Here is a 5,016-nt window from a genome sequence, read left to right on the forward strand (position 1 = left end):
GGCGCGGGGGCCGGGCCCCCCTCCCCCCCCCAACCCCCACACCCCCCCCCCGCCTACCACCGGGCTCATATCCGCGCACCGGCGGCCGCGGTCCCCGCCCCCGCGCGTTCCTGACGAACCTCTTCGCCCGCGATCGCACCGCTTCCCGAACCCCTCCTGGAGCAGGCGCCGCCCCGGTCCTTCGATCAGGGCTTTACCGCGACTCCGCCGTAGGCCCAGGCGTGACCGCCGCCCGGGATGTGTTCGTGGCGCTCTTTGTCGTCCGGCCGCCACTTGACCACCTCGACGACGCCCGGATCGACCACCCGCCAGCCCTCGAAGAACCGCAGCACCTCGGCGTGCGTACGGGGGACCATGGGCGCGGTGCTCTTGTCGTAGGGCTTGGTGAAGTCCTCCTCGAGCAGCCGGGGCGCGAAGTCGAGGGTGATGTGCGACAGCAGCAGGTGGCTGCCCGCGGGCACGGCGGCCTTGATGTGCTCCACCGTCGCGTACGGATCCTCCTCGTCGGTGACGAAGTGCAGGACGCCGGCCAGGATGACGGCGACCGGACGCGTGAAGTCGATCACGGCCCGGACCTCGGGATGGGACAGGATCGCCTCCGGCTGCCGGAGGTCGGCCTCGATCACCCTGGTCATCCCCGTGCCGGTCAGCAGAGCCCGGCCGTGGACCAAGACGATCGGGTCGTTGTCCACGTAGACCACCCGCGCGTCGGGGTCGACCTCCTGCGCGATCTCGTGGGTGTTGCCCTGGGTGGGGATACCGGTGCCGATGTCGAGGAACTGTGAGACACCCGCCTCTGCGAGGTGGCGCACCGCCCGGCGGAGGAAGGCGCGGTGGGCGCGGACACCCTCACGGGTGCCGGGAGACACCCTGATCAGTTCCTCGGCCGCCTCGCGGTCGGCCGCGAAGTTGTCCTTGCCGCCCAGCAGATAGTCGTACACCCGAGCCGGGTGCGCCACCGCGGTGTTGATCCGCGCGGCGGCCGCGGCCCGGGCCTCTGTCAGATCCGCCACCAGCACTCCTCGTCGTCTCTCGGTTCCATTGGGGACTGAGTTCTTCGAAACAGGTCGCCCTGTGGGTCTGTCTGACCGCATCCGTACCGCTGTGGACGATCTTTCCGCGTTCCGGCATGACTCGGGGTTCGGAAGGCTCAATCGAGATCGGCACGTGATGGGCCGTGACCAAGGTGCCGTTGGGGGCGCACGGGGGGAGTCGAGGGTCCGGCCGCCGCCGGGCAACAGGGCACGTCACCACGCGGAGGTGATGCTTACGTTAATGCTGACATCGCTGATATTTCATGGATGAACTCTCGAGCTACTAGAAGCGTGCGGCCGGGCATGCCCGTGGTGCCCGGTCCGGGGGCGCGCCCGGTTGGGGCGCGAGGTGCACGACGCTGGGTTGTTAGCGCTCACATACAGGCTGGTGGTCGAGTTCCCCTCTCCGTCGCGCGGGTGAAGGTGGTGTGGGGCGGAGCACACACGAGGGACAGAGCCACTGTCAAGTGCCGGATGCGTTCGCCTCGGCCGCGCGCGCCCCAGCGCGGCGTGGCCAGGAGTTATCGCGACGGTTCCTGAATCGACGAGGGACCGGTGGTGAAACTTTCATCCACGCTTCTTGCATAGCGCGTGGGACGCCGAAACTTTCAAGGCCACGATTTCGCTCTACCAGTGGCACTATCCCACCCATCGCCGGGTGGTTGTACCGAAAGTTTCCGTCAAGGTCTTGACAAGTTTCGGGGAGGTTTCCAGACTGAGTTTCCGAAGCGATCCCCGCGCCGGGTGGTGGTGCAGGGGCGGGGATCGCATTCTCGACGCCTTGGTGTGCGTCCGCCCACGTGGCGGGGCGCGGCGTCGGGTCCGCGGGGGACGCCCCCGCATTCCCCCTTTATCCGTGTACTTATGGAGGCTCAGGCATGGGCGCAAACGCCATACCCCCGCCCGGAACCCGGCTGCGCCGGGCCCTGGTCGCCGGCGCGCTCGGCATACTCGGCGCGGCCACGGCACTGACGGCGGTGACGGTTCCCGCTGACGCCGCGGCGAGCACGCTGGGTGCGGCGGCCGCGCAGAGCGGTCGCTACTTCGGCACCGCGATCGCCGCAGGCAAGCTCGGCGACTCGAACTACACCAGCATCGCGAACCGCGAGTTCAATATGGTGACGGCCGAGAACGAGATGAAGATCGACGCCACCGAGCCCAACCAGAACCAGTTCAACTTCACCAACGCCGACCGGATCTACAACTGGGCGGTGCAGAACGGCAAGCAGGTGCGCGGGCACACGCTGGCCTGGCACTCCCAGCAGCCGGGCTGGATGCAGTCCCTCAGCGGCAGCGCGCTGCGCCAGGCCATGATCAACCACATCAACGGCGTGATGGCCCACTACAAGGGCAAGATCCCCTACTGGGACGTCGTCAACGAGGCCTACGCCGACGGCAACTCCGGCGGCCGGCGCGACTCCAACCTCCAGCGCACCGGCAACGACTGGATCGAGGTCGCCTTCCGCACCGCACGCGCCGCCGACCCGGCCGCCAAGCTCTGCTACAACGACTACAACACCGACAACTGGACCTGGGCCAAGACCCAGGGCGTCTACAACATGGTCAAGGACTTCAAGCAGCGCGGCGTGCCCATCGACTGCGTCGGCTTCCAGTCCCACTTCAACAGCAACAGCCCCTACCCCAGCAACTACCGCACGACCCTGCAGAACTTCGCCGCCCTCGGCGTGGACGTGGCCATCACCGAGCTCGACATCCAGGGCGGCTCGGCCTCGACCTACGCCAGCGTGGTCAACGACTGCCTGGCCGTACCGCGGTGCGTCGGCATCACCGTGTGGGGCGTCCGCGACAGCGACTCCTGGCTCGGTGCGAACACCAGCCCGCTGCTGTTCGACGGCAACGGCAACAAGAAGGCCGCCTACACCTCGGTCCTGAACGCCCTCAACGCCGCCACGCCGAGCACCTCGCCCAGCCCCGGCACCTCGCCCAGCCCCGGCACCTCGCCCACCCCCGGTGGCGGGAACGGTAGCGGGCCGATCAGGAATGCCGGCTCCGGCCGCTGCCTCGACGTGCCCAACGCCAGCACCACCGACGGCACACAACTGCAGATCTGGGACTGCAACGGCCAGACCAACCAGACCTGGACCTACACCTCCGCGCAGGAGTTCCGGGTGTACGGCAACAAGTGCCTGGACGCCGCGGGCACCGGCAACGGCGCCAAGGTCCAGATCTACAGCTGTTGGGGCGGCGACAACCAGAAGTGGCGCCTCAACTCCGACGGCTCCATCGTCGGTGTCCAGTCCGGGCTGTGCCTGGACGCCGTCGGGCAGGGCACCGGCAACGGCACCCAGATCCAGCTGTACTCCTGCTGGGGCGGCAACAACCAGAAGTGGACCTGGAGCTCCTGACCTCGCATCACCCGTGACGCCGGGATGGCCGGGGCCGTGTACGACACGGCCCCGGCCGTCCCCACGCATCAGCATGAGCTGCGACCGAATCCACACCCCGGGGTGACGACACTCCCCGCCGCGGATACTCCACGCTCGGCGACGGGCTCACCGGCTCACGGTCGTGCTCTCCCTGACCACGAGTTCGGCCTTCACCATGCGCCTGGGCTCGTCCTGCACGCCCGCCATCCGGCCCAGCAGGAGCTGGAACGCCTGCCGGCCGACCTCGCCGAAGTTCTGCCGTACGGTCGTCAGCGGCGGCCAGAAGTAGTCCGCCTCGGGGACGTCGTCGAACCCGACGACGCTCACGTCCTCGGGCACCCGCCGGCCCGTCTCCCGCAGGGCCCGCAGCACGCCCATCGCCATGTGGTCGTTGGCCACGAAGATCGCCGTCACGTCGGGTTCACGGGCGAGCCGCTTGCCGATCTCGTAGCCGGAGTGGGCGGTCCAGTCGCCGACCAGCGGCTCGGGAACCTCCCTGCCCTCCGCCTCCAGCACCGAACGCCAGCCGTCCACCCGGCCGCTCGCGTCGATCCAGTTGGGCGGCCCGGACAGGTGCCACACGGTGCGGTGACCGAGGCTGAGCAGGTGGCGGGTGGCGCGGACGGCACCCGCGTGCTGGTCCACCGCCGCCACCGGCACCGGCAGGTCCGTTCCCCCGCCCGCCGCGACCACCGGGAGGCCCGGGGGAAGGTTCCGCAGCCCCTCGGCGGCCGACTTGTGCGGCGCGACGACGATGACCCCGTCCACGGACTGGGACCGCAGGCGGTCGATTCCCCGGTCGATCCAGTTGCGGTTCAACACGGGCAGGCTGGCGATGCTGACCAGGTAGCCGCTGTCCCTGGCCGCCTGCTCGATGCCGAACAACGTGGAGGCCGGGCCGTACAGGGTGGTGTCGAAGCTGACCACGCCCAGCATGCCCGAGCGGCCGGTCGCCAGGACCCGCGCCGCCGAATTGGGCTGGTAGCCGAGCTCGCGGACCGCCGCGAGGACGCGTGCCCGGGTCTCCGGGCGCACCTTCTCCGGGGCGTTCAGCACTCTCGACACCGTCATCGTCGACACTCCTGCCAGCTCCGCGACGTCCTCCATGACCGCCGCCCTCGGGTGCTCGGCCGGGCTCTCTCCGGGCCGGACCTTCGTCATACGCCCCGTCCCCGCTCCTGTCGTCTGTGCTCTGGCTGCTCGCGATGCGTCTTGTCTGCGTCAGCAGGCCCATGCGCCAGGGGAGCTTGCCGTAGTCGCCGGAGGCGTTGGGGTCCTGGCCCTGGTAGACGTACTGCGGGTGCGCCGCCGGGACAGGGCGACCATTCGTTCTCCTTCGATTCTCTGGGCCGACGGGCCGGTTCCGTGAGCGTCAGGCGCACCGGGCTGGAGGGGCTAAGCGACACCGCAGGTCACGCCGTTGAGCGTGAACGAGGTGGGTTTGCCGGCGTTGCCGGTGTGCGTGGCCTGGAATCCGATCTCGGTGGAGGCTCCGGGGGCCAGCGAGCCGTTGTAGCTGACGTTCTTCGCCGTGACCTGTCCGCTGGTGGGGGAGTAGGTGGCGTTCCACCCGTTGGTGATGGTCTGTCCGCCGG

4 protein-coding genes are annotated in these 5,016 nt (G+C 69.3%); 1 reads left to right on the top strand and 3 read right to left on the bottom strand.

What is annotated here, in order from left to right; genetic code table 11:
• Positions 1-185 precede the first annotated feature (185 nt).
• On the bottom strand, positions 186-1,013 hold the full coding sequence (locus ABZ857_RS43495; RefSeq protein WP_357056672.1) for an SAM-dependent methyltransferase: 828 nt from the start codon (positions 1,011-1,013) through the stop codon (positions 186-188).
• Positions 1,014-1,912: 899 nt separating this feature from the next.
• Between ABZ857_RS43495 and ABZ857_RS43500 the strand changes: the two genes are divergently transcribed.
• Entirely contained in the window at positions 1,913-3,400 is a 1,488-nt protein-coding gene (locus tag ABZ857_RS43500; protein ID WP_357056675.1) for an endo-1,4-beta-xylanase, read from the top strand.
• Between the two features lie 147 nt (positions 3,401-3,547).
• Here ABZ857_RS43500 and ABZ857_RS43505 read toward each other — a convergent pair whose 3' ends face one another.
• Both ABZ857_RS43505 and ABZ857_RS43510 read right to left on the bottom strand, forming a co-directional pair.
• Positions 3,548-4,582, bottom strand: coding sequence for a LacI family DNA-binding transcriptional regulator (locus ABZ857_RS43505; RefSeq protein WP_357056678.1), 1,035 nt, complete (start codon positions 4,580-4,582; stop codon positions 3,548-3,550).
• 234 nt (positions 4,583-4,816) lie between these two features.
• Positions 4,817-5,016 (bottom strand): cellulose binding domain-containing protein (locus ABZ857_RS43510; RefSeq protein ID WP_357056681.1); only part of this gene is annotated, 200 nt, incomplete at its 5' end.

The organism is Microbispora sp. NPDC046933 (assembly GCF_040644635.1).
Taxonomy (GTDB): Bacteria; Actinomycetota; Actinomycetes; order Streptosporangiales; family Streptosporangiaceae; genus Microbispora.

Excerpts from the sequence above, each read along its gene's own strand:
- ABZ857_RS43500 (WP_357056675.1), top strand. The coding sequence starts at position 1,913 with ATGGGCGCAAACGCCATACCCCCGCCCGGAACCCGGCTGCGCCGGGCC.
- ABZ857_RS43505 (WP_357056678.1), bottom strand. The coding sequence starts at position 4,582 with ATGACGAAGGTCCGGCCCGGAGAGAGCCCGGCCGAGCACCCGAGGGCG.